This window comes from Lacrimispora sphenoides (assembly GCF_900105215.1).
In the GTDB taxonomy this organism is placed as follows: Bacteria; Bacillota; Clostridia; order Lachnospirales; family Lachnospiraceae; genus Lacrimispora; species Lacrimispora sphenoides_A.
In genome coordinates this window covers 750,727-775,216 of the sequence record NZ_FOIP01000001.1, presented here as the reverse complement: position 1 = coordinate 775,216, position 24,490 = coordinate 750,727, and the positions used below count along the sequence as shown (strand labels likewise).

Here is a 24,490-nt window from a genome sequence, read left to right as displayed (position 1 = left end):
GAATTTTTTTAACCTTTTTGCCGGTTTAAGATTTATATGATATAATGATAATGCACTGAGACCCTCTTATCTAACACAATTATTTTTATTTATTATAACAATCGTATTTAGAGAAGGTGAGGAAAATTTGATGATAGATACCTATGTCATGCAGGATGCCTCTGAAATCATCCGTTATGACCAGATGGGGATTCCGCTTTATATCCAAAGGGATAAGTTGTCAGATTATCCAGATTGGAAAGCTCTTTGCCACTGGCATGAAGACTTAGAATTCATCCGCGTTTTAAAAGGTCAGATGAATTACCACGTAAATGGAAAACGGGTCTTATTGAAAAAGGATGACTGCCTCATGGTCAATACCAGACAGATGCACTACGGCTATTCCTACAATCGGCAGGATTGTGATTTTATCTGCATTCTGTTCCACCCCCAGTTATTTACCGGGAATAAATTGATTTTCCAAAAGTACATAGCTCCGATTATGGAAAATCAGGGCATGGAATATATTTATTTTGACGGTTTAAGCTGCGAGGGAAGAGAAACAGCAGCTTTACTTGATCAAATTTATTCGATAAAGGAGCAGGTGGCCGTTGCCTACGAGATAGAGGTGATAGGGATCATGCTAACGTTATGGAAACGGCTTTGTGAGCGATGCGAAGCCATATCCCCGGAAACCACTGGTCAGGGAGGTTCGGATCTATCGGTCCAGAAGGATATGGTATCGTTTATTCACCAGCATTATGGGGAAAAGCTGTCCTTGTCTGATATTGCGGCATCCGGCAGCATATGCCGAAGCAAGTGCTGTATTATTTTCAAGCGATATCTGCAGCAGTCCCCCATTGATTTTTTAAATTCTTACAGGCTGGAGGTCAGCCGGGGCCTTCTAAAAGACACCGCAGACAGCATTACTCAGGTTGCACTTGCCTGTGGTTTTAATCATCTAAGCTATTACTCCAAGCTGTTCTTACGAAGCTATGGATGTACTCCCAGCCAATTCAGGAATTTACATTTGCAGTAAAAGACCATAAAAACAAAAAAGAAAGAAGAAGGTAGATCACCATGGAAACAATGTCATACGTCACATCAATTTTGGAAAAAATCGTAAATATCCCAAGCCCCAGCGGCTACACCAGGGAAGTCATGAATGCAATCCAGGAAGAGGCAGCAAAATTCGGCTTTACCTCTGATTATAACAAGAAAGGCGGCCTCATCATTAAGGTTCCCGGGCAGAAACAGGAGGTTTTAGGCTTATCCGCCCATGTGGACACTCTGGGAGCTATGGTCCGTTCCATCACTAAAACAGGGATGCTCACCATTGTGCCTGTGGGAGGTTTTATGATGGAGACCATCGAAGGCATGTACTGCAAAGTACACACCAGAACCGGTAAAACCTACACCGGGACCATTCTCACAAAAGAGCCGTCCGTCCACACCTATGACAATGCCAGAACACTGGAGAGGAAGGTGAAAAATATGGAGATACGCCTGGACGAGTTGGTAGAAAACATCGATGATGTAAAGAAGCTTGAAATATCCCCTGGGGATTACATCAGCTTTGATCCCATGTTCGTTCATACGGAAAACGGATTTATCAAATCCCGCCATTTAGATGATAAAGCTTCTGTGGCAGTCCTTATGGGAGTATTAAAGGATTTATGGGAGTCCGGGCATAAGCCGGAAAGGACCCTAAAATTAGTGATCAGCAATTACGAAGAGGTGGGATATGGCGCAAGCTGGATTCCGGAAGATATAGAGGAGTTTATTGCGGTAGACATGGGAGCTTTGGGGGATGATTTGACCGGGGATGAAAAAAAGGTATCCATCTGTGCCCAGGATTCCACCGGGCCTTATGACTATGATATGACAAACCGCCTCATTGCCGTTGCAAAGGAGAGGGGCCTTGATTTTGCGGTTGATGTATTCCCACACTACGGTTCTGATGTTGGAAGCGCCATCCGTGGCGGCCATGACATCTGCGGTGCTTTGATCGGCCCTGGAGTACACGCTTCCCATGGGACGGAACGGACTCATGAGAAAGGCCTGGAACAGACTCTGAAGCTGATTGAAGGATATATTGGTCTTCCATTTTCCGGCAGACCTTAAAAAAATATTTTCTCTTCTCTTTTTACTTTCTCTTGCAAAAAAAAGATGCTTGTGCTAGTATATAGAAAAATTTGACATAGGGGAGGAGTATACCATGGATGAGAATTATGCTGTAGCATTTCAGCTCATTATGAACGCAGGAAATTCAAAATCGCTTTCCATGATGGCGATGGAGTCTGCCAGGGAATTTAACTTTGAGGAGGCCGAAAAATACTTAAAAGAGGCGGAACTTGAGATGAGGTCCGCTCATCAGTCCCAGATCGATTTGATCCAGCAGGAAGCCCAGGGGAATCCTGTTGATGTAAACATTATTCTGGTACATGCCCAGGATCATCTGACCATGGCAATGATGGCCAAGGATCAGGCGGCAGAGATTTTAAACCTTTATCGGATGATCAAGGATTTAAAGGATGCCATTGAAAAGTAAAAAGTAAATAAACATTTGCCTAATAACAGCCTTCTTGCACACTGACACAATCTCAGGAGTAAGAAGGCTTATTACAATCCAGGAAAAGGAGAGAGATTATGGAAGGAATCAAAATCGTTACCATTGGAGGCGGCTCCTCTTATACACCGGAGCTGGTGGAAGGGTTTATCAAACGTTATGAAAAACTGCCTGTAAGAGAGCTTTGGCTGGTTGATATTGAAGCAGGAAGAGAAAAGCTTGAGACCGTAGGTGCCCTTGCCCAGCGCATGGTTAAAAAAGCGGGACTTCCCATGAAGGTGATTCTGTCTTATGACAGGCGGGAGGCCTTAAAGGAGGCGGATTATGTGACCACACAGATGAGAGTGGGGCTATTGGATGCCAGAATCAAGGATGAACGGATCCCCTTAAGCCGCGGCATGATCGGCCAGGAGACAAACGGGGCGGCAGGCATGTTCAAGGCATTCCGGACCATTCCGGTAATTCTGGATATTGTAAAGGACATGAAAGAGCTTTGTCCGGAGGCGTGGATGATCAACTTCACCAATCCTGCTGGAATGATCACAGAGGCAGTGTTAAGATATACGGATTATAAAAAGGTGATCGGCCTTTGCAACGTTCCGGTCAATATGGTAAATGGTTTTGCCAGACTCTTAGATGTGGAGCCGGAGCGGGTGACGATGGAGCTGTCCGGCTTAAACCACCATATTTTTGCAACCGATGTATTTGTGGATGGCCGGTCAAGGCTGGAAGAGATCCTGGAAATCTATCAGCACATCAGCGCCGAAGATGCAATTTCCATGAAGAATTTCTCTACCCTGCCATTTTCACCGGAGTTTATCCGGGGGCTTCACTGCATCCCCTGCCCCTATCACAACTACTATTACTTTACCAAAGAACAGCTGGAAGAGGAGTTAAAGGAATACAAGGAAGGCCGGGTCCGGGGCGAAGTGGTAAAAAAGGTGGAGGAGGAACTGTTTGAGCTGTACAAGGATGAGAACCTGGATGTAAAGCCAAAGCAGCTGGAGATGAGAGGTGGCGCCAGGTACAGCGATGCTGCCTGCAACTTAATCTGCTCCCTGCACAATAATACCGGTGATATCCAGTATGTAGACGTACGGAACAACGGGACGATCACAAACCTACCGGCAGACAGTGCGGTGGAAGCAGCCTGCATCATCACAAGCGGCGGTCCAAAGCCCATTGCCGTAGGCGAGTTAAAGCCCCAGATTAACGGAACCATACAAACCATAAAGACCTTTGAGCGCCTGGTCTGCGAAGCGGCTGTCACCGGAAACCGGGATCTGGCAGTGACGGCTCTCAACATGAATCCTCTTTGTGCAAGCGATCACGATGCCAATGCTGTCATTCATGAATTGTTGGAGGCCCATAAAGAATACCTCCCTCAATTCTTTAAAAACGAAAGTCAAAAATAGAAAAAAGCTGTGAAAATGACTGAAAAAGTCTGTTTCACAGCTTTTTTTATGGCGTAATAACGAATAATGTTTATGTTGAAAGGGGAAATTATAAATTATTAAATAAAAAGTTTATTTTTATTTTAGAATTTGCTTGTGTTTTTGCATATGATATAGTATTATATGGGTAACGAGAAGTGGTCTAGACCACAGAAAGGGGTGCGAGGATGTATCATATTTTATTAGTTTGCTCAGCAGGAATGTCAACAAGCATGCTTGTAAAGAAAATGCAGGATGCAGCATCAGAAAAAGGCGTGGAGGCCACCATTTGGGCAGTGGGAGATTCTGAATCCGTTGAGGAAGTGAAAAAGGCAGATATAATTTTATTGGGGCCTCAGGTTCGTTATCTTGAGAAGAAGATGAACGAGAGAGTGAAAAATGAGAAACCTGTGCTTGTCATCGATATGATGGCTTACGGCACGATGAATGGCGCCAAGGTACTTGATCAGGCGCTGGGGAAATTAAACGGGTAAGTATGAAAAAGTAACTCCCCGTTCCAATTGTTTAGGGGAGGAGAAAAAGGGAGAAAAAGTATGGGTGCATTTAATTCATTCATGGAAGCAAAATTTATGCCAATCGCAGCTAAAATTGGCTCCCAGAAACATCTGGTTGCCATTCGTGATGCCTTTATTGCCATCATGCCAATTACCATGGTTGGTTCCATAGCAGTTTTACTTAATGTATTTTTAAGAGATCTTCCAAACCAGGCAGGCATGACCGGTTTTGTCCAGGCAATGTCTCCTATCATCAGTGTAAACGGCAACGTATATTTTGGCTCTATTGTAATTCTTGCTCTGGCATTTGTTTTTGCCCTGGGCTACAATCTTTCTAAAACCTACGATGTAAACGCCATTGCAGGCGGAGTCATCGCATTTGCAAGCTTAGTCACCTGTATGGGACAAAGCGCTACCTTTAACTATGAACTTCCAGGTGTTGCAGCGGCGGCTGCCGACCAGCTGAAAGGTCTGGGGCTTGATGTAGCTGCCACAGCAGGCGGCGGTGTTGCATTAAACGGAGTCAGCGGCTGGGGATACTTAGGTTCCGGATACACCGGTTCCGGTGGTCTGTTTACCGCACTGATTATGGGCTTTATCTGTACCATGATTTACATAAAGCTGATGCAGAAAAAGGTTACCATTAACCTTCCTGATTCTGTACCGCCAGCAGTAAGCAAAGCGTTTGCGGCAATTGTTCCAGGTGTAATCGCTATTTATGTTGCAGGTATCTTAACACAGATCTGCATAACCGCAACAGGCTCCACCATTAATGATATGGTTCTCAGATATATCCAGAGACCGCTCCTCAGTTTGTCACAGGGCTTCTTCAGCGTAATCTTTATGGTATTCCTGATCCAGCTGTTATGGTTCTTTGGTCTCCATGGACACAACGTACTTGCTCCTATCATGGACGGAATCTACTTAACAGCACTGAACCAGAACATTGAGGCATTTACCTCCAACCAGAGCGCTGCGAATCTTCCATACTTATGGACCCGCGGTTCCTTTGATGCCTATTGCCAGATGGGCGGCTCCGGAATTACCTTAGGACTTATTATCGCAATCTTCCTGTTTTCTAAAAGGGATGACCAGAAAGCCATTGCCAAGCTGTCCTGGCCCATGGGTGTATTTAATATCAATGAGCCGATCATCTTTGGTATGCCTATCGTATTGAACCCTGTATATTTGATTCCATGGCTGATCGTTCCTCCGGTATGTGCGGCCATCGCATACGGTGCAACTGCCATAGGCCTGATCCCGCCGGTATTCGTAGCTGTACCTTGGGTAATGCCTGCAGGCATCTACGCCTTCCTTGCAACAGGCGGAAGCATAATGGCAGCGATTGTATCATTGTTTAATCTGTTCATATCTTTTGCCATCTGGACACCATTTGTAATGATGGCAAATAAGATGAAAAGCGAATAGTAACTTAGTTTAAGAAGGAGCTGCCAGACCAGTTCACAGGGGTTGTCCTGACAGAACTGATTTGGCAGTTCTTAAGTTTAGCAGAGAAAGAAGGGGAGAGAGCTCCATGAAAAGTTGGACCATATTTTTAATTGCCATTGGCTGCCTGTTCATTACTGTATCACCCCAGCTTCCATCCCCTGCCATGTATATGACCGTTGGTCTGATATTTGTACTGTTGGGTGCAGTCATGCTGATTAAGAAAAGGAAATAAGGGGGTATAAGATATGAGACTTAAGTTTCCGGAAGGGTTTTACTTTGGAAGTGCAACCAGCGCCACCCAGTGTGAGGGAGGTGCAGAAGATGACGGGAGAGGCAAAAATATCTGGGATTTGTGGTATGAGGAGGAAAGCTATAAATTTCATGGAACCATTGGCCCGGCCATTACCTCTTCCTTTTACCAGAATTACAAAGAAGATATTCAGCTGATGAAGCAGACAGGCCATAATTCTTTTCGGACATCCATCAGCTGGTCCCGCCTGTTTCCGGAAGGGTTTGGTGAGGTGAACGAAAAAGCGGTTGATTTTTACCGCAGCCTGTTTCTGGAATTAAGGGAAAACGGGATCGAACCATTTGTAAATCTTTACCACTTTGATATGCCGGTAAAGCTGCAGGAGCTGGGAGGCTGGGAAAACAGGAAGGTCGTGGATTATTATAAGGATTATGCCTGGATCTGCTTTAACTTATTCGGAGATCTGGTGAAGCACTGGTTTACCTTTAATGAGCCTATCGTTCATGTAGAATGCGGATATCTGCAATGCTATCACTATCCCTGCAAGGTGGATCCCCAAGCGGCAGTTTCGGTGGCTTATCATACGGCCCTAGCCAGCGCTTTAACGGTGAAGGAATATCACAGTATGAAGCAGGGAGGAAAGATCGGGATTGTCTTAAACCTGACCCCGGCTTATCCCAGAAGTTCCCATCCGGAGGATGAGAAGGCGGCAAAGATTGCCGAGCTGTTCCAGAATAAGAGTTTTCTGGATCCTGCCGTTAAGGGAACTTATGATCCGGAGCTGGTGGCTCTCATAGAAAAGCATGGATTACTGCCGGAAGTTTCTAAGGAGGACTTGGAGATCATCCGTCAAAATACAGTGGATTTTCTGGGAGTAAACTACTATCATCCGTTCCGTGTCTGTGCAAAGGCCAGCCTACCTAATCCATCAGCTCCATTTACGCCGGAATATTATTTTGATATCTATGATATGCCTGGTAAACGGATGAATCCATACAGAGGTTGGGAAATCTATCCCAGAGGCTTATATGACATTGCTCTTAACATCCGTGACAACTATGGAAACATTGAATGGATGGTCACGGAAAATGGTATGGGCGTGGAACATGAAGGACGTTTTAAGACAGATGGTATGATACAGGATGACTACCGCATTGAGTTCTATGAGGAGCATTTGACCTGGCTTCATAAGGGGATAGAAGAAGGAAGCAATTGCATTGGATATCATGTGTGGACCTTTGTGGACTGCTGGTCATGGCTCAATGCTTATAAAAACCGTTATGGGCTTGTGGAGCTGGATTTGGAAACACAGAAACGGACCATAAAAAAGTCGGGTTATTGGTATCAGGAGCTGCTTAAAAACAACGGTTTTGAAACGGGCAAATAGGAGAGGCATATGGAAGTAAATCAAAAACTGAATGTAGAGGCAAAGGAATTCTTCAATGCCCTGGCAACCTCTGTTGCTTATGATATCAGCCAGGCTACAGGGAAAAAGGTAAATCCAGACCAGGTTTATTCCGGTTTTCGCTATAAAAAAAAGATGAAAAATAAGATGGGGCAGGAGAACCATGTGGATGTGGTGATCAAGCAGTTTGTATCTCCCAGCTGCTATGAGGCAAGCTTCCGTACCTCCCATGGGACGAATGTTATATTTTACGAGATCGAAGATAGTAAAGACGGAAACATTATGGTACACTACAGGGAGGTATTTGAGGGGGAGAGTACTTCCTACTCCTTAAACTATAAAATTGTCTCCTGGTTCTATCAAAAAGGTTCCAGAAAGAGGGTTACCAGGATGCTATCATCCATGGAAAGCTTCATTAAGGGACAGAGGATAAAAGAGAATTAAATGTGATAAGAGGTGATACAATGGGGGCTCCGAAATATCAGAAAATAAAACAGGACCTTATGGAAGAAATTAAGGATGCGTCTGTCAATACCCCTATTGCATCAGAACGGGAACTGGCAAGCCGGTATAATGCAAGCCGGATGACTGTGCGCAATGCTTTAAATGAACTGGTGGAAGAGGGAGTATTATACAGAGATAAAAATAAAGGCACTTTTGTTGCAGACCAGAGGCTGATGAAAAAAAATACATCTGCAGAGACTTTAAATAAGCCCATGGATGATACTTATGATTACAATGTGATTTATTTCAGCTCCTGCTTTTCCGATGAAAAGGTCGCTGCCTGTCTGGAAATCGGATCTGAGGACCGGATGATCCGGATCGTGCGCTTAAACCGGAAGAATGGAAAGCCTGTAAGTGTTGAAGAAATCTATCTGATCCAAAGCCTGATCAATGACAATGATTACAACAACTTAAATAAGCTTTTGGATCTGAAGGGGTATATTGATGAAGGATCGGTTACACAGAAGTTTCTTCCTATTATAGTGCCTGTAAAATATATAAATCTGCTTCACGTAAAGCTGGATACTCCGATTATTATGGTTGAGAGCACCATTGTAAGCAAAAGCGGCAGCCCGGTCGTGTATATCAGAGAATTTAACAACCCGACTGAAAAAATAATTGAGATAACCACATAACAGAAATACCCTGCGGGTATACCATTATGCCCAAAAAGCTGGGCAGGAAAGTGGAAAGGTGTTTAATTATGGGAAGACTTGGTATCTCCCTGTATCCGGAGCATTCCACTCCGGAACGGGATAAGGAATATATCCGGCTGGCGGGCAAATACGGGTTTCAGCGGATTTTTACCTGTTTATTGAGCGTGGGGAATAAAAATAAAGATGAGATGATCCTTGAATTTCGGGATATGATTGATACGGCCCATGAATCCGGTATGGAAGTGATACTGGATGTGGCGCCTCCTGTTTTTGAAGCACTGGGAGCGTCCTATGACAATCTGGCTCCCTTTAAAGAAATGCATGCAGATGGGATCCGGCTGGATGAAGGCTTTGACGGCATGAAGGAAGCAGCTATGAGCTATAACAGCGAGGGACTGAAGATCGAGCTGAACGCCAGCACCGATCCAAGCTATGTGGCAAATATTATGAATCATCATCCGGTGCCGGAAAGGATCATTACCTGCCACAACTTTTATCCTCAGAAATATACGGGAATCAGTCTGGAGCATTTTGATTACTGTAACCGGGAAATGAAAAAGCACGGACTTAAGGTTGCAGCCTTTGTATCCAGCAACAATGAAAATACCTTTGGACCCTGGCCTGTGAATGAGGGATTGTGTACTCTGGAGATGCACCGGGGCCTGCCTGTGGATGCACAGGTACGGCATTTGCTTGCAACCCGTATGGTAGATGATGTGATCATCGCCAATGCCTATGCTTCTGAAGAGGAGTTAAAGGCCTGTGCCTCAGTGACTCCTGGAAAGCTGATGTTTGGTCTTTGTCTGGAAAAGGAACTGACGGAAACAGAGCGGGAGATCCTTTACTTTGAACGGCAGCATGCGATCAGAGGCGATATCAGCGAATATATGATACGGTCCACTTGGCCGAGAGTAGTCTTTGCAGACAAGTCTATTCTTCCTGCCAATACCCGGGATTTAAAACGGGGGGATGTTGTGATTTTAAATGACGGATATTCCCGTTATAAGGGAGAGCTGCATGTTGTTTTAAAGGATATGCCCAATGACGGAAGAAAGAATGTAATCGGCCATATACCTGATTATGAACTGGTACTGCTTGATTACATTAAACCCTGGAAATTGTTTGGTTTTACTGAAGTATGATTTGCATGATTTATGCAGGCATATAACAGCAGCCTTTTCACGGTCTCTGGAGAGAGACGTTAAACATAACTACTACATAACTATAAGGAGGTATATATGATTACCATTTCCAGTCCCATGCAGCAGGATAATATTAAAGAGTTATTATCTAATTACAGGGAAGGTGATGTAACATTTACTTTCAGTAAAAAAGAGGGCATAAAACTCTTTTTTGAAGTTACCGGTAATCCAGCGGATGCTGCAATAAAAGCAAAGGAATTAATTAAAAATACAACTTGGGGCAAGGTTCTTTATTTTCAAGCACAGGCTATATAGTGTTTTGAAACCTGGTAATTAAAATTCTTATAGATAGCAGGAGGACTTTCATGAATACAATTGTAAAATTTATAGAAAGAAAATTTTTACCTGTAGCTGTCGTAATAGGTTCTCAAAAGCATTTACTTGCTCTTAGAGATGCATTCATCAATTTGATGCCCCTGACTATGGCTGGTTCCATGGCCGTTCTTTTAAATGCGCTATTGCGCGATATACCCAATACATATCTGGGCACCGGTAACGGTGTTACTACTTTTCCCCTTGTTTCATGGATTATTTCTTTAAACGGAATTGTCTGGGGGGGAACCCTGGCGGTTATGGGCATTATGCTTTCAATTACCCTGGGTTATACGATAGCAAAATCCTATGATGTTAATAAGGTAGCCGGTGCTATTGTTTCACTTGCGGCATATCTTATGGGATTGCCTCAAAGCGCCAGTACATCCACCACCCTAACTTTGAGTGATGTGCTGCCTGCTAATATTGCAGACATGATTCAGGCATCAGGTGCAACAATCGCTACAGCCGATGGTGTGTCCACCATAACAGTTACAGGTAGTGCCTGGGGATTTTTTAACTTTTCAGGCTACTTTGGAGCTGCGGGAATGTTTACTGTTATATTGTTCTCTTTTTTATCGGTGATAATTTTTGCGAAGCTGATGAGGAAAAATATTACAATAAAACTTCCTGAATCTGTTCCGCCTGCAGTGTCTCGTGCTTTTTCTGCCATCATACCAGGTGTTATATCACTTTATGGATCAGCTATCATCTATTTCGTGCTTAAACAGAGCTGGGCGTTAGGTACCCAACCTGTCAGTGACTGGATTACAGAACATATACAACAGCCATTGCTGGGCATATCACAGGGCTATGGTTCGGTATTTATAATTGTATTGCTTGTGCACTTACTGTGGTTTTTCGGATTACATGGCACAAATATTATGGGAGCTGTTTTGAACAGTACTTATGGTGTTGCTCAGCTGCAAAATTTAGCTGCTTACGAGTCTGGCGCTGAGATTCCTTATAAATGGGTTTCAGGTTCTTTCGAGGCATTTGTGTGGCCTGGCGGTGCTGGTGTTACAATTGCACTTATTGTTTCAATTTTAATCTTGTCAAAACGTGCAGATTATAAAATGGTGGGCAAGTTAGGTCTGGGACCGGGATTGTTTAATATCAACGAACCAATCATGTTTGGTATACCTGTAGTTCTTAATCCACTACTGATTGTGCCGTTTATTTTGGCTCCGCTTGCAACAGCAACCATTTCATATTTTGCTACGATCTGGGGTCTGGTAAGCCCGGTTGTTATCAGTGTTCCATGGGTGATGCCTGTATTCTTGAGCGGATTCCTCGCTACAGCAGGCGACTGGCGTTCGCTCGTACTTACTGCTGTCAATATGGTTGTTGCCTTTGCAATATGGGCGCCATTTATTATTGCTGCAAATGGAGTAGACTCTCCATCAGAAAACTGAAAACCTGTTGATTAAAAAAACGGCGTACATCTGATATGATTCAGATGTACGCCGTTTTTGAAATTTATCATCAAAGATCAGTAGGAATGCCCATATTTCTTAATAGTAAGTACTTCAGCTGTTTTCCTGAAAGACAAGCTTGCGAATGGCCCAGGCAACCCCATCCTCTGTATTGGATTTGGTGTGATATTTTGCTGCATCCCGGATACAGGGCATGGCATTTTCCATGGCGACAGTCCACCCGAATTCCGGTGTGAACATGGACAGATCATTGTCGCTGTCTCCGATCACCATCACATCCTTAAGAGAGATTCCTTTTTGTTCTGCGTATGCTTTCAGAATCAGCCCTTTCTGAGCAGCCTGATTGGTCAGCTCTATATTGTCAGGGAAAGAGGAGGCCGCAGCCAGATCCGGATAGTCTGTGAAAATTTCTTTTAATTCTGCAGCCTTTTGAACCGGAAGTCCGTTGCTGCATATCTTAAATACATCACTGTCCTCAGGAAGCTCTTCAAGAGAAGAAATAAAGGTCGTGGATTCCATTCGGTTTTGTACAGCAACTTCCAGCTCTTGGGAAATGTGATCAGGAGAGGAGCTGAATTTCTTTTTTAAGAAGGAGTATATCTCGTTTAACTTCCGCTCTTTCGGGGTAGTGGTATACCGTCCCAAGGAAGTCAGAATATCCATATCTGCCTGCTGCTCTGTAAGGATCCGATCTATATCTACAAGGTTCTGAGAGGTAAGAGGAATCTCACTCAGTATTTCACCATCCTGACTGTATACGGCAGCCCCGCTTAAGCAGATGTAGCTGCATGTGATATCACAGGCATCCATAACGGCTTTTGCTTCTTGATAATCCCGTCCGCTGCAGATTAAAAACTCTATGCCCGCGCGCTCAAGCCTGCGGATCGCATCTACATTGGCTTTTGAGATATTGGTCTGAGGGTTTAAAAGGGTGCCATCCATATCGGAGGCGATCAGTCGGATGCTCATAGCAAGTAATCTCCTTTGTCTAGTTATGTATTCTTGTTCTCATACTTAGCTTATCCTAAATTTGACTGTTCGTCAATGAAGAGGGGCCAGAGAACCCTAATTTCATCAGTTTTCCTATCTTTTATCAGATTTCCTCCCATCCTTTTTACAAACCCTACATATAACTTTTAACAATGAGGTCTTTTTATTTTCTCCCGACACCGAGGCGAAATGTTTTGGGTATTGTATGCTTCAAGGGGATGGCACCCGCCCCTCTTTCAGAAGTTGGACAAGGGAGTTTGTAACGTTTTTTCTGATATTAATCCAATTAATACAATGATTTGCACAATTATTCTAAGGATAATCATTCTCTATGTCTAAAAGATACCCATTAAAATTAAAGACATTTGTCTTTTTTTGTATGTTTTGCACTTAAAAAAACGAATTTTGTAAGAAAATATATTGACAACTTGGCTGCCAAGTGATATTCTAATGCCAACAACTTGGCTGCCAAGTCAAAAACGATAAAAATACCAGAAGAGGAGGAGAATATGGAAAAATTGAAAATGATGCATATTGGAATCTCAAAAGGCGATGTTGGAAGGTATGTTTTTTTACCGGGGAGCCCGGAGAGGGCAGAAAAGATAGCCGCTCATTTTGACAATCCAAGGGAAATTGCATACAACCGTGAGTTCAGGACCTTTGTGGGAGAACTTGATGGAACGAGAGTGGCTGTTACCAGTACCGGAATCGGAGGACCTTCTGCCGCCATTGCCATGGAGGAGCTTTACCAGTGCGGAGCGGATACCATGCTTCGCATCGGTTCCGGCGCTTCAACTTCAGAAAAGGTGAAGACAGGGGACATCGTGATTCCCAATGGAGCAATCCGGATGGAAGGCGTCAGCAATCATTATTTGCCAGTGGAATTCCCTGCGGTTCCGGACTTTTCCATGATAAAAGAGCTGGAGGCCGCGTCTGGACGGCTGAATATGCCCTATAATGTGGGCGTTACCATTACAAAAGCCTCCTTTTACAGTCAGACTCAGCCGGAGAAAAAGCCGGTAAAGGATGAGATCCTTCATAAATGGAGTGCCTACGAGGCAGGCGGTGCCACCTCTACAAGCATGGAATGTTCCACCCTGTTTCTTGTAGCGGCTAGCTTAGGGATTCGGGCAGCTTCCGTTTTAGTAAGTGCCACGGATTATAAGAATTCCCCGGAAAAGGACAGGGTACCCCTTACGGAATTGGAAAACAGAGTGATTCTGGTTGGCATTGAGGCGATGAGAGCCATAATAAAAAATGATTTGGTGGGGTGATTGGTATGATGGATTACAATAAGTTGCCGCTTCTGGAGGAAGATATTTCAGAGAACCTGGTGATTCCGAACTACGTAAAAATTTATGATATTATTTTTAATTTAATAGTCGAAGGCGTGATCAAAGCAGGAGATGTTGTTCCAAGTGAAAATAAGCTGGCTAATTACTGGAAGGTCAGCCGCGGTACGGTCAGAATGGCCATGAGAAAGCTGGAAGAGGATGGATACATAAATAAGACCCAGGGGAAACAGGCGGTAGTCTCGACACATGCGCTGCAATATAAGGATGGATTCCAGTGGCTGTTTAACCCGTGCATTGAGAACTGCGTGGATACCATTGATGAGATTAAGATTTCCGCCCAGTACCAGCCCTGCGGTGTCTATGTTGCTCATGAGCTGGGGTATAAAAAGCCGGGAGATTTAATGGTTTTTACCAGTACGGACTATTTTTCCAACGGGCGCCAGGTGGCAAACACGGTCACGATCTTCGATGCGGAATACATGGAGAAATTCCAGCTGGATATGAATGACACAGAAAAGATGAGGGAGTTTAGCACTTATGGACTGTATCGGCTGGCAAAGCATGCCAAGACGGTATTCAATGTGCTGAATGCGGATGCGGATTCTTATATTGCAGGCATTAATAAAAATGAGCCGGTCATTATTGTGGAAGAGATCCTGGTAGAAGAGGGGGATAAGCAGCTAAGCTATGCCAAGCACCAGCTTCTCGGAAGTATGTACCGTTTCTCCATGGAGCGCAAGTCTCATATGTAATTGAAAAAGAGCAGACCGGTCCAAAGGTCTTTTAAAAGTACGGAAAGCTCTTTTCAAATATACTGAAAAACAAACACAAGCAACGCAGCAACAGAAAGGAGAAAGGAATGAAAAAAACGTTTCAATTGATTCTTACAGGGGTACTTGCCTGCGCTATGCTCACTGCATGCGGCAAAACAAATGACAGCGTACAGACGACTGCCGGAAAACAGGAGCAAACAGAAGGGGCGGATACAGCAAGCGGAGAGAAGACTCCGGAAAAGCCGTTAAAGGCCGTGTATCTGGTAAACGGAAACCTGGGGGACAAAGGCTTTTATGACTCAGCGGCCAGCGGTCTTTACCGTATGAGAGATGAACTGGGGGCCGACATCAAGGTGGTTGAGATGGGACGGGACGAAACCAGCTATGAAGGACATTTCACAGATGTATCCGAGCAGGACTGGGATGTGATCATCGCAGGTACCTGGTCTGTGAAAGAAGTGGCACAAAATACGGCCGCACAGTATCCTGACAAAAAGTATGTTTTCTTTGACAGCGATGTGGACCGGACGATTGTTGCTGACGGAAATATGATGGGCATTACATACAATTCCAACCAGGGCTCATTCTTAGCCGGTGTCCTGGCTGCCCAGATGCTTGATTCCGGAGACGCGAAGATCGATGCTTCCAAGAGAACCTTAGGCTTTATCGGTTCCATGGATGTGGCAAACATCAATGACTTCCTGGTAGGATATCTGGAAGGCGTGAAATACGTAGATCCAAACATCAAGGTGATCCCTTCCTATGTGGGTTCCTTTGAAGATGTGCCCAAATGTCTTGAAATGACCACCCAGTTATACAATCAGGGCGCTCAGATCGTATATGCACCGGCGTCACAAAGTATTCTCGGTGCAGCAACTGCGGCAAACAACGTTGATAAATACTTAATCGCCTGTGACCAGGATCTGTATACCCAGTTAAAGGATACGAATCCTGACATCGCAAAGAACATTTTGACCTCAACCCTGAAAAATGTGGGAGATTCTCTTGTAACAGCAGTCAAAGGCCTTATGGACAACTCCATGACTTGTGACGAGACATATGCTCTTGGCCTTGACAGCGGTGCAGTGGGTTTGGCTCAGAATGATAATTTTAACACCATTGTCCCGGAAGATATCAAGAAGAATCTTGATGCGGTAAAGGACAAGATCATTAAGGGTGATATTACGGTAGGAAGCGCTATGAAGATGACGACGGAAGAAGTCGCCGCATTGCGTGACAGCATGAAATAAGCCTGTTATTAAAACCATAGGGCACCGGTAATCCATGGGGCAGCAGCAAACTATATGGTCGCCTTTGCTGCTGCCCTTTCCAAAAGGATTTTTAAGGAGTAATAAGGATGGAAGAGAAAAAAGAAGTATTGCGGATGGAAAATATCGTTAAAGTATACTCCAATGGCGTAATGGCGAATAAGGGGATCAACTTCTCTGTTCTTGCCGGAGAAATCCATGCTTTGTCCGGAGAAAACGGAGCAGGTAAATCCACTTTAATGAAAATCATTTTTGGCGAAGAGCAGCCGACCTCAGGGGATATCTACGTCAATGGCGAAAAAACCATCATTTCTTCTCCTCAATTAGCGATCAGTCTGGGGATCGGAATGGTACACCAGCATTTTATGCTGGTTCCATCGCTTACGGTTGCGGAGAATGTCATTCTGGGCGTTGAACCCAGAAAAGGCTTGCTGATCAACAGGAAGAATGCCCACAGGCAGGTAGAAGAGATGGCGGAAAAATTCAACATGCAGGTGAGCCCAAGGGCAAGAATTGAAGATTTAACCGTAGGCCAAAAGCAGAAGGTGGAGATACTGAAGGCATTGTTCCGGGGAGCGAAAATACTGATTTTAGATGAGCCTACCGCAGTCTTGACCCCACAGGAAACCACCGAATTATTTGAGGAATTAAAGAGGCTTAAAAGCAATGGCTATACCATAATTTTCATTTCTCATAAGCTGAACGAAGTAAAAGAACTGTGTGACAGGATTTCCATTATACGCCAGGGAAGGTCCATGGGCCTGTATGATATGAAGGATGTAACAGAGCAGGACATCTCCAACCTTATGGTGGGAAGGGACGTTATACTGAACATAGAGAAAAAACTGCCTGACATGGGAGATCCCACTATCCATGTAAAGGATTTAAGCATCTCCGGTGAGAACGGGAAAACTTATGTAAACAACGTATCTTTTCTTTTAAGAGAAGGGGAGATCCTTGGAATTGCTGGTGTAGAAGGCAATGGCCAGTCTGAGCTGGCGGAAGCTTTAACTGGGCTTCGAAAGTATAATTCCGGTTCCATCGAGATGTGCGGCAAGGAGATATCCGGCCACAGCATTAAAGATATCCGGGCACTTTCTGTCTCCCATATTCCGGAGGACCGCATGACCACCGGCGTGGCTCCTGCGTTGTCCATTACGGAAAATACCCTTTCAGATAAAATTTCCCAGAAGAAGTTTTCAAAGCATGGGATCATCGACAAACGAATGATAAAGCAATACGGGCTTGATATGGCAAAGGATTATCAGGTGCTGTGCAAAAATCCGGATGTCAGGATTGACAGCCTCTCCGGCGGTAATATCCAAAAAGCAGTCCTTGCCCGGGAACTATCCAGCGATCCCAAGGTCATCATTGCCAACCAGCCTACCAGGGGCGTGGATGTAGGTGCAACCGAATTCATCCGCAAACGGCTGATCAAAATGAGAGACAGTAAAAAATCTGTATTGCTCATCAGCTCAGATTTAAATGAAGTGCTGGGATTATCCGACAGCATCATTGTCATGCATGAAGGACAGATTGTGGCGTATTTCCCGGATGCAGGGAAGATCAGCGAGCTTGAGCTTGGAAAATATATGCTTGGTATTGAAAAGCAGTCTGAAGCAGAGATAAAGGAGGCTTGTCATGGACAGTAATAAACGGATTCACCTGATCGTAGATATGGCAAAACTGATGATAGCAATTTTGGTGTCCTGCGGTCTTGTCACAGCGATTGTACTAGGAACCAGTTCTGAACCGATGAACGCCTTTTTCAGCTTTTTTATCGGTCCCTTTACCTCCTTCCGCCGCATCGGCAATATTGTGGAGGCAGCTTCCCCGCTAATGTTTACGGCACTGGCCGTTATCCTGATTTTCGGAGCAGGACAGTTTTCCATGATCGCAGAGGGCGCTTTTTTCATCGGGACCCTTGGTGCAATGATGGTTGCGACCTCTGTCCCCCTTCCGACCGGCATTCATTCTGCAGTGGCATTGCTGGCAGCGGCAGCTATGGGCGCTACCGTAGCCCTGATTCCTGCGCTGTTAAAAATGAAATGGCAGGTTTCGGAAGTGGTGACCTCACTGATGCTTAACTATATCGTACAGTTTTTTGCCATCTATATGGTAAGCTACTATTTCCGTGAGATCAGCAGTTCAAGCCTTGCTTCCATCGCATTTGTGGATACTTCCCTGTTACCGGTAATCATAGGAGGCACCAGGATCCACGCCGGAATTATCCTTGGGGTTGTTCTCTGCCTGCTCATTTATTTTCTGCTCTTCCGTACGACCTTTGGAATGAAGCTAAGAATTGTGGGAAACAATCCGAAGTTTGCAAACTATTCGGGGATAAAGGTCACTGGCATTATGGTAGCCTCCCAGGTAATTGCCGGTGCCCTGGCAGGAATTGGCGGAGGTGCGGAACTTTTGGGTATGTATACCCGTTTTAAATGGACCTCGAGTCCGGGCTACGGGTGGACCGGAATTGCCGTCGCCTTACTAGCCAGAAACAATCCCCTCCTGGTGCCCTTTGCGGCTCTTTTTATGGGATATCTGAATGTGGGAGCAAACATTATGGCAAGAAACAGCGATGTCAGCAGTGAGGTGGTAAAGATCATCCAGGGGGTTATGATCCTGATGATCGCAGCCGAGGCTCTGCTTAAAAAATGGAAGCAGAGAATGATCGTAGAGGCTGCAAAGTCAGAAACTGGAATGAAAGGAGATGTAGTAAATGATTGATTATTTATTTATTGTTGATTTCCTTTTTATGTGGATTCGTGTGGCAACTCCTATTTTACTTACTTCTTTGGGTGCAGTGATCTGTGAAAGAACGGGAGTAGTCAATCTTGGATTAGATGGGATCATGCTTATTTCGGCCCTCTTCGGAGTTCTGGGTAGTGCATGGGGAGGCAATCTGTTTTGGGGGCTTGTGGCAGGTGTTGGCGCGGCCTTAATTGTAAGCGGGGTTTTCGCATACTTCCATCTGATGTTAAAGGCCAACGCTGTGTTATGCGGTACGGCAGTTAACACCATAGCCGGCGGGCTTACCGTCTTTGTGCTACAGCTTGCAACAGGGGAAAAAGGGTCCAGTTCATCCTTAAAAAGCTTTAGCTTTCCAGCGGTTAACATACCTATTATAAAGGACATTCCAGTCCTTGGAGATATTTTATCCGGCCACAATGTGATTACCTACTTTGCCTTTTTCATGGTGATTATGATCTCAGTCTTTTTATACCGTACTCCGATGGGACTTCGTATGAGGGCCGTAGGGGAAAATCCCAGCGCAGCTTCCAGCGTAGGGCAGAATGTAGTTAAGATCCGGTTTCTGGCTATTTTATTATGCGGTGTTATGGCGGGAATGGGAGGAATGTATTTATCCATGGGTTACTTATCCATGTTTACCAGGGACATGGTAGCCGGACGCGGGTTTATCGCTCTTGCAGCCTGCGCCATGGGACAGGCAACCCCGGTGGGAGCCTTAATCTCTTCCATGGTTTTTTCCTTCTTTGACGGCCTTTCCAATATCCTGCAGCTTTTGCAGATTCCTTCAGAATTTGTACAGATGCTGCCTTACGGGGCGACCATTTTAGGTCTGACCGTTTACTCTATTCAAAAGCAACGGCAGAAAAATAAGAAAAATAAGGAGATACAGCAAAATGTCATTAAATAAAGATGAAAAAACCCTTGGTAAAAGACAGTACCACATCCATTTGAATCCCGGAGATATCGGCGACTATGTTTTGCTTCCCGGCGATCCGGCCCGTTCCGACCGAGTGGCAAAATATCTGGAAGATGCCAGGCTGGTGGCCAATAATAGAGAGCACCGCACCTTTACAGGATACTATAAAGGGGTAAAGGTTTCTGTTACATCAACGGGAATGGGCTGCCCGTCGGCTGCCATTGCAGCGGAAGAGCTGATCAATATCGGCGCAAAATGCTTAATCCGCATCGGCAGCAGCGCAGCCTTACAGGAAGGGATCAAAATCGGTGATTTAATGATTTCCACAGCTTCCATGAAAAATGAAGGAACCTCCAGATTTTACGTGCCGGATTGTTTCCCTGCGGTCCCGGATTTTGACCTTACAAGAGTACTGATTGACACGGCAAAGGATATGAAAGATGAAATTTCCGGCAGTCTCTATTATGGAATCAATGCCAGCGACGATGCGTTTTATGGTGAAACAGAGGAATGGATCGGAAAATTATCAAAGCTTGGCTGCTTAAATGTTGAGATGGAAAGCTCCGCCCTTTATACGGTCTGCCACAGACGGAAGGTAAGAGGTGCTATGATCAGTGCCGTATCAGGCAATATTGTTACAGGCGACGTAATTTATGAAACCGAGAATACGGGTCTGGCAGCAGGCTGGGATGATGAGATCCGGGTTGTTTTAGAGGCGATTTATCGCTTTGAACGGGAGAGCCAGTAAGGGTATCCCTCTATGCCCAAATAGCATGGGCATAAAATAGGAAAAGACAGGAGAAAACAGGACATGCAGGAAAAAAAGATGATGCATTTGAACATTACCAAAGATCAGGTAGGACAATATGTATTCTTGCCGGGAAGTGTGGAGCGGGCAGCCAAAATAGCAGCCTATTTTGATAATCCCGTTAAAATAGCCCATCACAGAGAGTATCTTACATATACGGGAACCCTGGCAGGAGTGCCTGTTTCCGTCACCAGCACAGGAATCGGAGGACCTTCGGCGGCCATTGCGGTAGAGGAATTGTATGAATGCGGCGCTCACACCATGATGAGGATCGGCTCCTGCGCTTCCACCTCCCCAAAGGTTAAGGTGGGTGATGTTGTCATCCCCAATGGAGCAGTAAGAATGGAGGGAACAGGGATTCATTATCTGCCTGAGGAATTCCCCGCTGTTCCGGATTATGAGATGGTAAAAGAACTGGAAGCTGCTGCAAAGAAGCTAGACATTCCTTATAATATCGGAGTGACAATCTCAAAGGACTCCTTTTACACGGAAGTTTCCCCTGAGACAAAGCCGGTGTATTATGAGTTAAAGAACAAATGGGAAGCTTATGAAAAGGGTGGAGCCACCAATTCAAGCATGGAGTGCGCAACGCTGTTTCTGGTAGCCGCATCCCTTGACATCAGAATGTCCTCTGTCATGATCAGTGCGACCAATTACAAAAGTTACAGCAATGACGATAAGGATTATCCTAGGGAATGGGAAGACAGAGCGATCCAGGTGGGAATAGAAGCAATGACGCAGATTATTAAAAAGGACATGGCAGACCGTTAAGATGATGCTGTAAGCGGCTGCGCCGGAACCGGATGGAAAAGAGGGAACAATGAAAACTTCAATATTGTTAAAAAATGTCCGTTATATCGTAACATGTGATTCCCAGGACAGGGTACTGGAGAACACCAATGTATACATAGAAAATGGAAGAATCGCTGATATCAGCGATAAAGAATGGCAGGCAGAACAATACTTGACGGAACCAATATGTCCATGTATCCGGGGTTAGTCAATACCCACCATCATTTATACCAGATTTTTACCCGAAATCTGCCAAAGGTTCAATCAATGGAACTTTTTCCATGGCTCATAACCCTTTATGAACTTTGGAAGAACCTTACTGAACCTGGATTATATGTATGATAAAGACCATTTTGTAAGGCAGGGAGCTGGTCAGCCGATCCCTGCCATGATAGAAGTAATTCATTTGATTTTGTAAGCAATGGGAAAGGAAGCATAACGGATGAAACATATTATAGTGGATTGCGATACTGGTATCGATGATTCAATAGCCATATTATATGCCTTAAAAAATAAAAAACTTCATGTGGAGGGATTTACCACTGTGTATGGAAACACATCGTCCATGCAGGCGGCGGAAAATACACTGCGGTTAATAAAACTGGCTGAATGCGGCTATGACGTTCCGGTAATCGTAGGCGCAAACAAGAGCATGACCGGTGTCGAAGAGCCTTACCCTGTTCATATTCATGGAGACAATGGGATCGGCAACGTTGATTTGCCGGAATCAGACCAAAAGCCTTTGAACGAGGAGGCCGCGGACTTTATTATAAGAAAGGTGGAGGAACTTTGTGGGGATTTAACCATTGTTGCCTTGGGACGTCTGACGAATATAGCCGCAGCTTTGGAAAAGGATCCAAGGCTTCCATACAAAATTAAGCATTTGGTAATCATGGGAGGAGCCTTCCATAAGCCTGGCAATATCAGCGCATATGCGGAAGCGAATATATACGGGGATGCGAAAGCCGCGGATCTTGTATTCCGGGCAGGTTTTCCCATGACTGTGGTAGGACTTGATGTTACAATGGAGACATTTATATCCGCTCAGGATATTTCCCTGCTGGGCAAGTATTGCAAGGAGGAGAACCGGAAGATTGTACAGTACATGCAGTCCGCGTTGGAATACTATTTCCAGTTCAGTTACCAATCCATGGGATGTCAGGACCGCTGCGTGGTTCATGATCCGCTGGCCATGGTGATTGCAGGGGATCCGTCCATCGGGGAATACCGTATGGTAAGGGCTGCAGTAGAGTATGAAAATGAAGAATTCCGCGGCATGATTAAGAAAGATGAAGATTTTATTCCGGTCTATGATCATGATGAAATTCAGTATTGTGTCCGTGTTGATTCCGATCTGGCGGTCAGGAAGCTGCTGTCAGTGTTTTAAGGGTCATAAAAGAAGGAAGGAAATGGAGGTTTTTATGGACAGAGAAGAAATGATGGGGTATATCGATCATACCCGGTTAAAGGCGACAACCACCTGGGAGGAAATCAGGGGATTGTGCGATGAGGCGGTGGCCCATCACACGGCATCCGTATGCATTCCGCCTTCTTATGTCATGAGGGTAAGAAACGCTTATGAGAAACTTAATATCTGCACAGTCATTGGATTCCCCCTGGGATATGCAACAAAGGAAGCAAAAGTGGCTGAAACAAAACAGGCTCTGATGGAAGGAGCCAATGAGATCGACATGATGATAAACTTAGGAGATGTAAAAAACGGGGATTTTGATAAGGTAAAGGAGGAAATTGCCGAGCTTAAAAAAGCAGTTGGAGACGACCGGATATTAAAGGTAATCATTGAAACCTGCTATCTGACAGAGAATGAAAAATTAGAATTGTGCCGGTGCGTAACAGAGGGGGGCGCTGATTATATCAAGACCTCTACTGGCTTCGGGTCCGGCGGAGCAAAGCCGGAAGACATTGAATTGTTAAAAAAACATATCGGACCAAATGTCAGGATAAAGGCGTCAGGCGGAATAAAAAACAGGGCTGAAATGGAAGCATTTATCGCCCTGGGATGCCAACGCATTGGAACAAGTTCAGCCATGGTTTCTGAATAGGTATCTGCCTTCAAATCTTTACCGGGATCCCGGTCTTTCACTGAAAGAGTGAGAGCGGGGATTCCGGATATTCTAATCTTACAAGATTCTTTTTTCTTTCTGCAAGATCCTGCAAAAATTTCAAGTTTTTAGCCTGATAGACAAATTCTTTCAAAATAATGAATATGGTGGAATGTTTTGCGGTATTTATGGTATAATCATAGCCAGATAATAATAAGCCCATTTGAGGTGCAAGGTTAAAAGGAAAGCTTCTTTCAACCTTGAGTATGTGAATCAACTGGATATGCAAGTATATCCCCTTGATTCATTAGGAGACAAAATATGAAACCACATGCATTTGCGGTCTGTGCATATAAAGATTCGCCATATCTTGAAGCCTGCCTCCGTTCCCTTTTAAAACAAAGTGTTAAATCGGAGGTCATAATTTGCACATCAACGCCCAGCCCTTATATCGAAAAAATGGCGGACAAGTACGGAGTCCAGCTGTTTGTGCGGTATGGGAAAAGCAATATACGGGAAGACTGGAATTTTGCCTATAACCAGGCTTCTGCCCGTTTTGTTACCATCGCTCACCAGGATGATTTATACCGGAAGGATTATGTGAAGAAACTTCTGGAATGTTATGAAAAATACCCGGATATGACACTGTTTACAGGTGGATATACGGTAATCAGGGGGAACCAGCCCGCTGTTTTTGAAAAGGTGGAGTTTATCAAACGCTTTCTCAGGCTTCCTTTGCGATACCGGCGTATCAGCCACTTAACCTGGATTAAAAAAAGTGTTTTGATGTTCGGCAATTCCATCTGCTGTCCTGCGTGTGCATATAATAAGGAAAGATTAGGTGAGTCTCTTTTTAACTCTCCCTATCAGTTTGCCCTGGATTGGGATACGCTTTATCAATTAGCCGGACTGCCGGGACGTTTTATTAGCGTAGAAAAACCGATCCTGTATTACAGGGTTCACGGGGAGGCCACGACAAAGGCCTGTATAGCGGATAACAGCCGTCTCCGGGAAGAAGCTCATATGTTTTCAAAGATGTGGCCGGGACCGGTCGTAAAGGTGCTGATGCACTTTTACCGGAAGGCTTATAAAGAGTATGAATAGAAGAACATTTGGAGGAT

General features: G+C 44.7%; 26 protein-coding genes. 25 read left to right on the top strand and 1 reads right to left on the bottom strand.

All coding sequences use genetic code 11. The features are described 5' to 3' along the window. Window positions 1–130 precede the first annotated feature (130 nt). From BMW45_RS03525 to BMW45_RS03470, 13 genes are all read left to right on the top strand, one after another. Window positions 131–1,018 (top strand): AraC family transcriptional regulator, encoded by an 888-nt coding sequence (locus BMW45_RS03525; protein ID WP_166433267.1) that lies wholly within the window; start codon window positions 131–133, stop codon window positions 1,016–1,018. Between the two features lie 41 nt (window positions 1,019–1,059). Beyond that, a complete protein-coding gene (locus BMW45_RS03520; RefSeq protein WP_092240590.1) occupies window positions 1,060–2,103 on the top strand; it encodes a M42 family metallopeptidase in 1,044 nt (347 codons plus the stop codon). A gap of 94 nt (window positions 2,104–2,197) precedes the next feature. After that, window positions 2,198–2,530, top strand: a complete 333-nt coding sequence (locus tag BMW45_RS03515) for a PTS sugar transporter subunit IIA (protein WP_025231230.1) — start codon at window positions 2,198–2,200, stop codon at window positions 2,528–2,530. A gap of 98 nt (window positions 2,531–2,628) precedes the next feature. Continuing rightward, window positions 2,629–3,963: a 6-phospho-beta-glucosidase gene (locus BMW45_RS03510; RefSeq protein ID WP_092240588.1), complete on the top strand. Its 1,335-nt coding sequence runs from the start codon at window positions 2,629–2,631 to the stop codon at window positions 3,961–3,963. A 206-nt stretch (window positions 3,964–4,169) separates the two neighbouring features. Then, entirely contained in the window at window positions 4,170–4,475 is a 306-nt protein-coding gene (locus tag BMW45_RS03505) for a PTS sugar transporter subunit IIB (protein ID WP_025231232.1), read from the top strand. A 60-nt stretch (window positions 4,476–4,535) separates the two neighbouring features. Next, window positions 4,536–5,924, top strand: a complete 1,389-nt coding sequence (locus BMW45_RS03500) for a PTS sugar transporter subunit IIC (protein ID WP_092240586.1) — start codon at window positions 4,536–4,538, stop codon at window positions 5,922–5,924. Between the two features lie 106 nt (window positions 5,925–6,030). Further along, entirely contained in the window at window positions 6,031–6,177 is a 147-nt protein-coding gene (locus BMW45_RS27400) for a multidrug transporter (protein ID WP_115639883.1), read from the top strand. Window positions 6,178–6,190: 13 nt separating this feature from the next. Beyond that, window positions 6,191–7,582 (top strand): glycoside hydrolase family 1 protein, encoded by a 1,392-nt coding sequence (locus BMW45_RS03495; RefSeq protein WP_092240585.1) that lies wholly within the window; start codon window positions 6,191–6,193, stop codon window positions 7,580–7,582. Window positions 7,583–7,591: 9 nt separating this feature from the next. Next, on the top strand, window positions 7,592–8,044 hold the full coding sequence (locus BMW45_RS03490; RefSeq protein ID WP_092240583.1) for a DUF3284 domain-containing protein: 453 nt from the start codon (window positions 7,592–7,594) through the stop codon (window positions 8,042–8,044). Between the two features lie 20 nt (window positions 8,045–8,064). Beyond that, complete coding sequence (locus BMW45_RS03485) at window positions 8,065–8,739, top strand: GntR family transcriptional regulator (protein WP_025231236.1); 675 nt, start codon at window positions 8,065–8,067, stop codon at window positions 8,737–8,739. Between the two features lie 68 nt (window positions 8,740–8,807). Beyond that, complete coding sequence (locus tag BMW45_RS03480) at window positions 8,808–9,902, top strand: DUF871 domain-containing protein (RefSeq protein ID WP_092246128.1); 1,095 nt, start codon at window positions 8,808–8,810, stop codon at window positions 9,900–9,902. Window positions 9,903–9,998: 96 nt separating this feature from the next. Then, window positions 9,999–10,217, top strand: coding sequence for a hypothetical protein (locus tag BMW45_RS03475; protein WP_025231238.1), 219 nt, complete (start codon window positions 9,999–10,001; stop codon window positions 10,215–10,217). Between the two features lie 50 nt (window positions 10,218–10,267). Continuing rightward, entirely contained in the window at window positions 10,268–11,689 is a 1,422-nt protein-coding gene (locus tag BMW45_RS03470) for a PTS sugar transporter subunit IIC (RefSeq protein WP_025231239.1), read from the top strand. A 114-nt stretch (window positions 11,690–11,803) separates the two neighbouring features. Here the strand turns inward: BMW45_RS03470 and BMW45_RS03465 are convergent, their stop codons facing one another. Beyond that, window positions 11,804–12,679, bottom strand: a complete 876-nt coding sequence (locus tag BMW45_RS03465) for a Cof-type HAD-IIB family hydrolase (RefSeq protein ID WP_092240581.1) — start codon at window positions 12,677–12,679, stop codon at window positions 11,804–11,806. Between the two features lie 530 nt (window positions 12,680–13,209). Between BMW45_RS03465 and BMW45_RS03460 the strand changes: the two genes are divergently transcribed. From BMW45_RS03460 to BMW45_RS03400, 12 genes are all read left to right on the top strand, one after another. Next, the gene (locus BMW45_RS03460) at window positions 13,210–13,974 is read left to right on the top strand and encodes a nucleoside phosphorylase (protein WP_025231241.1); all 765 of its coding nucleotides are present in this window, start codon (window positions 13,210–13,212) and stop codon (window positions 13,972–13,974) included. 5 nt (window positions 13,975–13,979) lie between these two features. Then, window positions 13,980–14,747, top strand: coding sequence for a GntR family transcriptional regulator (locus BMW45_RS03455; protein WP_025231242.1), 768 nt, complete (start codon window positions 13,980–13,982; stop codon window positions 14,745–14,747). A gap of 107 nt (window positions 14,748–14,854) precedes the next feature. Further along, entirely contained in the window at window positions 14,855–16,018 is a 1,164-nt protein-coding gene (locus BMW45_RS03450) for a BMP family ABC transporter substrate-binding protein (protein ID WP_092240578.1), read from the top strand. Between the two features lie 107 nt (window positions 16,019–16,125). Next, entirely contained in the window at window positions 16,126–17,688 is a 1,563-nt protein-coding gene (locus BMW45_RS03445; protein WP_092240576.1) for an ABC transporter ATP-binding protein, read from the top strand. Continuing rightward, on the top strand, window positions 17,678–18,766 hold the full coding sequence (locus BMW45_RS03440) for an ABC transporter permease (protein WP_092240572.1): 1,089 nt from the start codon (window positions 17,678–17,680) through the stop codon (window positions 18,764–18,766). Before BMW45_RS03445 ends, BMW45_RS03440 begins: the two co-directional genes overlap by 11 nt. Continuing rightward, a complete protein-coding gene (locus BMW45_RS03435; RefSeq protein WP_092240569.1) occupies window positions 18,759–19,697 on the top strand; it encodes an ABC transporter permease in 939 nt (312 codons plus the stop codon). The genes BMW45_RS03440 and BMW45_RS03435 overlap by 8 nt, the downstream gene beginning before the upstream one ends. Next, window positions 19,684–20,454 (top strand): nucleoside phosphorylase, encoded by a 771-nt coding sequence (locus BMW45_RS03430; protein WP_092240567.1) that lies wholly within the window; start codon window positions 19,684–19,686, stop codon window positions 20,452–20,454. Before BMW45_RS03435 ends, BMW45_RS03430 begins: the two co-directional genes overlap by 14 nt. A 63-nt stretch (window positions 20,455–20,517) precedes the next feature. Then, window positions 20,518–21,285 carry a nucleoside phosphorylase gene (locus BMW45_RS03425; protein WP_025231248.1) on the top strand — a complete coding sequence of 256 codons (768 nt, stop codon included), beginning with the start codon at window positions 20,518–20,520 and terminating at the stop codon, window positions 21,283–21,285. 49 nt (window positions 21,286–21,334) lie between these two features. Beyond that, a complete protein-coding gene (locus BMW45_RS03420; protein WP_092240565.1) occupies window positions 21,335–21,514 on the top strand; it encodes a hypothetical protein in 180 nt (59 codons plus the stop codon). Window positions 21,515–21,748: 234 nt separating this feature from the next. Beyond that, entirely contained in the window at window positions 21,749–22,693 is a 945-nt protein-coding gene (locus BMW45_RS03415) for a nucleoside hydrolase (RefSeq protein WP_092240563.1), read from the top strand. Between the two features lie 34 nt (window positions 22,694–22,727). Then, the gene (gene deoC / locus BMW45_RS03410; RefSeq protein ID WP_092240561.1) at window positions 22,728–23,369 is read left to right on the top strand and encodes a deoxyribose-phosphate aldolase; all 642 of its coding nucleotides are present in this window, start codon (window positions 22,728–22,730) and stop codon (window positions 23,367–23,369) included. 321 nt (window positions 23,370–23,690) lie between these two features. Beyond that, a complete protein-coding gene (locus tag BMW45_RS03400) occupies window positions 23,691–24,473 on the top strand; it encodes a glycosyltransferase family A protein (protein ID WP_092240556.1) in 783 nt (260 codons plus the stop codon). The last annotated feature ends 17 nt before the right edge of the window (window positions 24,474–24,490 follow it).

Coding starts and splice junctions, on each gene's coding strand:
- BMW45_RS03525 (WP_166433267.1), top strand. CDS start 131: ATGATAGATACCTATGTCATGCAGGATGCCTCTGAAATCATCCGTTAT.
- BMW45_RS03520 (WP_092240590.1), top strand. CDS start 1,060: ATGGAAACAATGTCATACGTCACATCAATTTTGGAAAAAATCGTAAAT.
- BMW45_RS03515 (WP_025231230.1), top strand. CDS start 2,198: ATGGATGAGAATTATGCTGTAGCATTTCAGCTCATTATGAACGCAGGA.
- BMW45_RS03510 (WP_092240588.1), top strand. CDS start 2,629: ATGGAAGGAATCAAAATCGTTACCATTGGAGGCGGCTCCTCTTATACA.
- BMW45_RS03505 (WP_025231232.1), top strand. CDS start 4,170: ATGTATCATATTTTATTAGTTTGCTCAGCAGGAATGTCAACAAGCATG.
- BMW45_RS03500 (WP_092240586.1), top strand. CDS start 4,536: ATGGGTGCATTTAATTCATTCATGGAAGCAAAATTTATGCCAATCGCA.
- BMW45_RS27400 (WP_115639883.1), top strand. CDS start 6,031: ATGAAAAGTTGGACCATATTTTTAATTGCCATTGGCTGCCTGTTCATT.
- BMW45_RS03495 (WP_092240585.1), top strand. CDS start 6,191: ATGAGACTTAAGTTTCCGGAAGGGTTTTACTTTGGAAGTGCAACCAGC.
- BMW45_RS03490 (WP_092240583.1), top strand. CDS start 7,592: ATGGAAGTAAATCAAAAACTGAATGTAGAGGCAAAGGAATTCTTCAAT.
- BMW45_RS03485 (WP_025231236.1), top strand. CDS start 8,065: ATGGGGGCTCCGAAATATCAGAAAATAAAACAGGACCTTATGGAAGAA.
- BMW45_RS03480 (WP_092246128.1), top strand. CDS start 8,808: ATGGGAAGACTTGGTATCTCCCTGTATCCGGAGCATTCCACTCCGGAA.
- BMW45_RS03475 (WP_025231238.1), top strand. CDS start 9,999: ATGATTACCATTTCCAGTCCCATGCAGCAGGATAATATTAAAGAGTTA.
- BMW45_RS03470 (WP_025231239.1), top strand. CDS start 10,268: ATGAATACAATTGTAAAATTTATAGAAAGAAAATTTTTACCTGTAGCT.
- BMW45_RS03465 (WP_092240581.1), bottom strand. CDS start 12,679: ATGAGCATCCGACTGATCGCCTCCGATATGGATGGCACCCTTTTAAAC.
- BMW45_RS03460 (WP_025231241.1), top strand. CDS start 13,210: ATGGAAAAATTGAAAATGATGCATATTGGAATCTCAAAAGGCGATGTT.
- BMW45_RS03455 (WP_025231242.1), top strand. CDS start 13,980: ATGATGGATTACAATAAGTTGCCGCTTCTGGAGGAAGATATTTCAGAG.
- BMW45_RS03450 (WP_092240578.1), top strand. CDS start 14,855: ATGAAAAAAACGTTTCAATTGATTCTTACAGGGGTACTTGCCTGCGCT.
- BMW45_RS03445 (WP_092240576.1), top strand. CDS start 16,126: ATGGAAGAGAAAAAAGAAGTATTGCGGATGGAAAATATCGTTAAAGTA.
- BMW45_RS03440 (WP_092240572.1), top strand. CDS start 17,678: ATGGACAGTAATAAACGGATTCACCTGATCGTAGATATGGCAAAACTG.
- BMW45_RS03435 (WP_092240569.1), top strand. CDS start 18,759: ATGATTGATTATTTATTTATTGTTGATTTCCTTTTTATGTGGATTCGT.
- BMW45_RS03430 (WP_092240567.1), top strand. CDS start 19,684: ATGTCATTAAATAAAGATGAAAAAACCCTTGGTAAAAGACAGTACCAC.
- BMW45_RS03425 (WP_025231248.1), top strand. CDS start 20,518: ATGCAGGAAAAAAAGATGATGCATTTGAACATTACCAAAGATCAGGTA.
- BMW45_RS03420 (WP_092240565.1), top strand. CDS start 21,335: ATGAAAACTTCAATATTGTTAAAAAATGTCCGTTATATCGTAACATGT.
- BMW45_RS03415 (WP_092240563.1), top strand. CDS start 21,749: ATGAAACATATTATAGTGGATTGCGATACTGGTATCGATGATTCAATA.
- deoC (WP_092240561.1), top strand. CDS start 22,728: ATGGACAGAGAAGAAATGATGGGGTATATCGATCATACCCGGTTAAAG.
- BMW45_RS03400 (WP_092240556.1), top strand. CDS start 23,691: ATGAAACCACATGCATTTGCGGTCTGTGCATATAAAGATTCGCCATAT.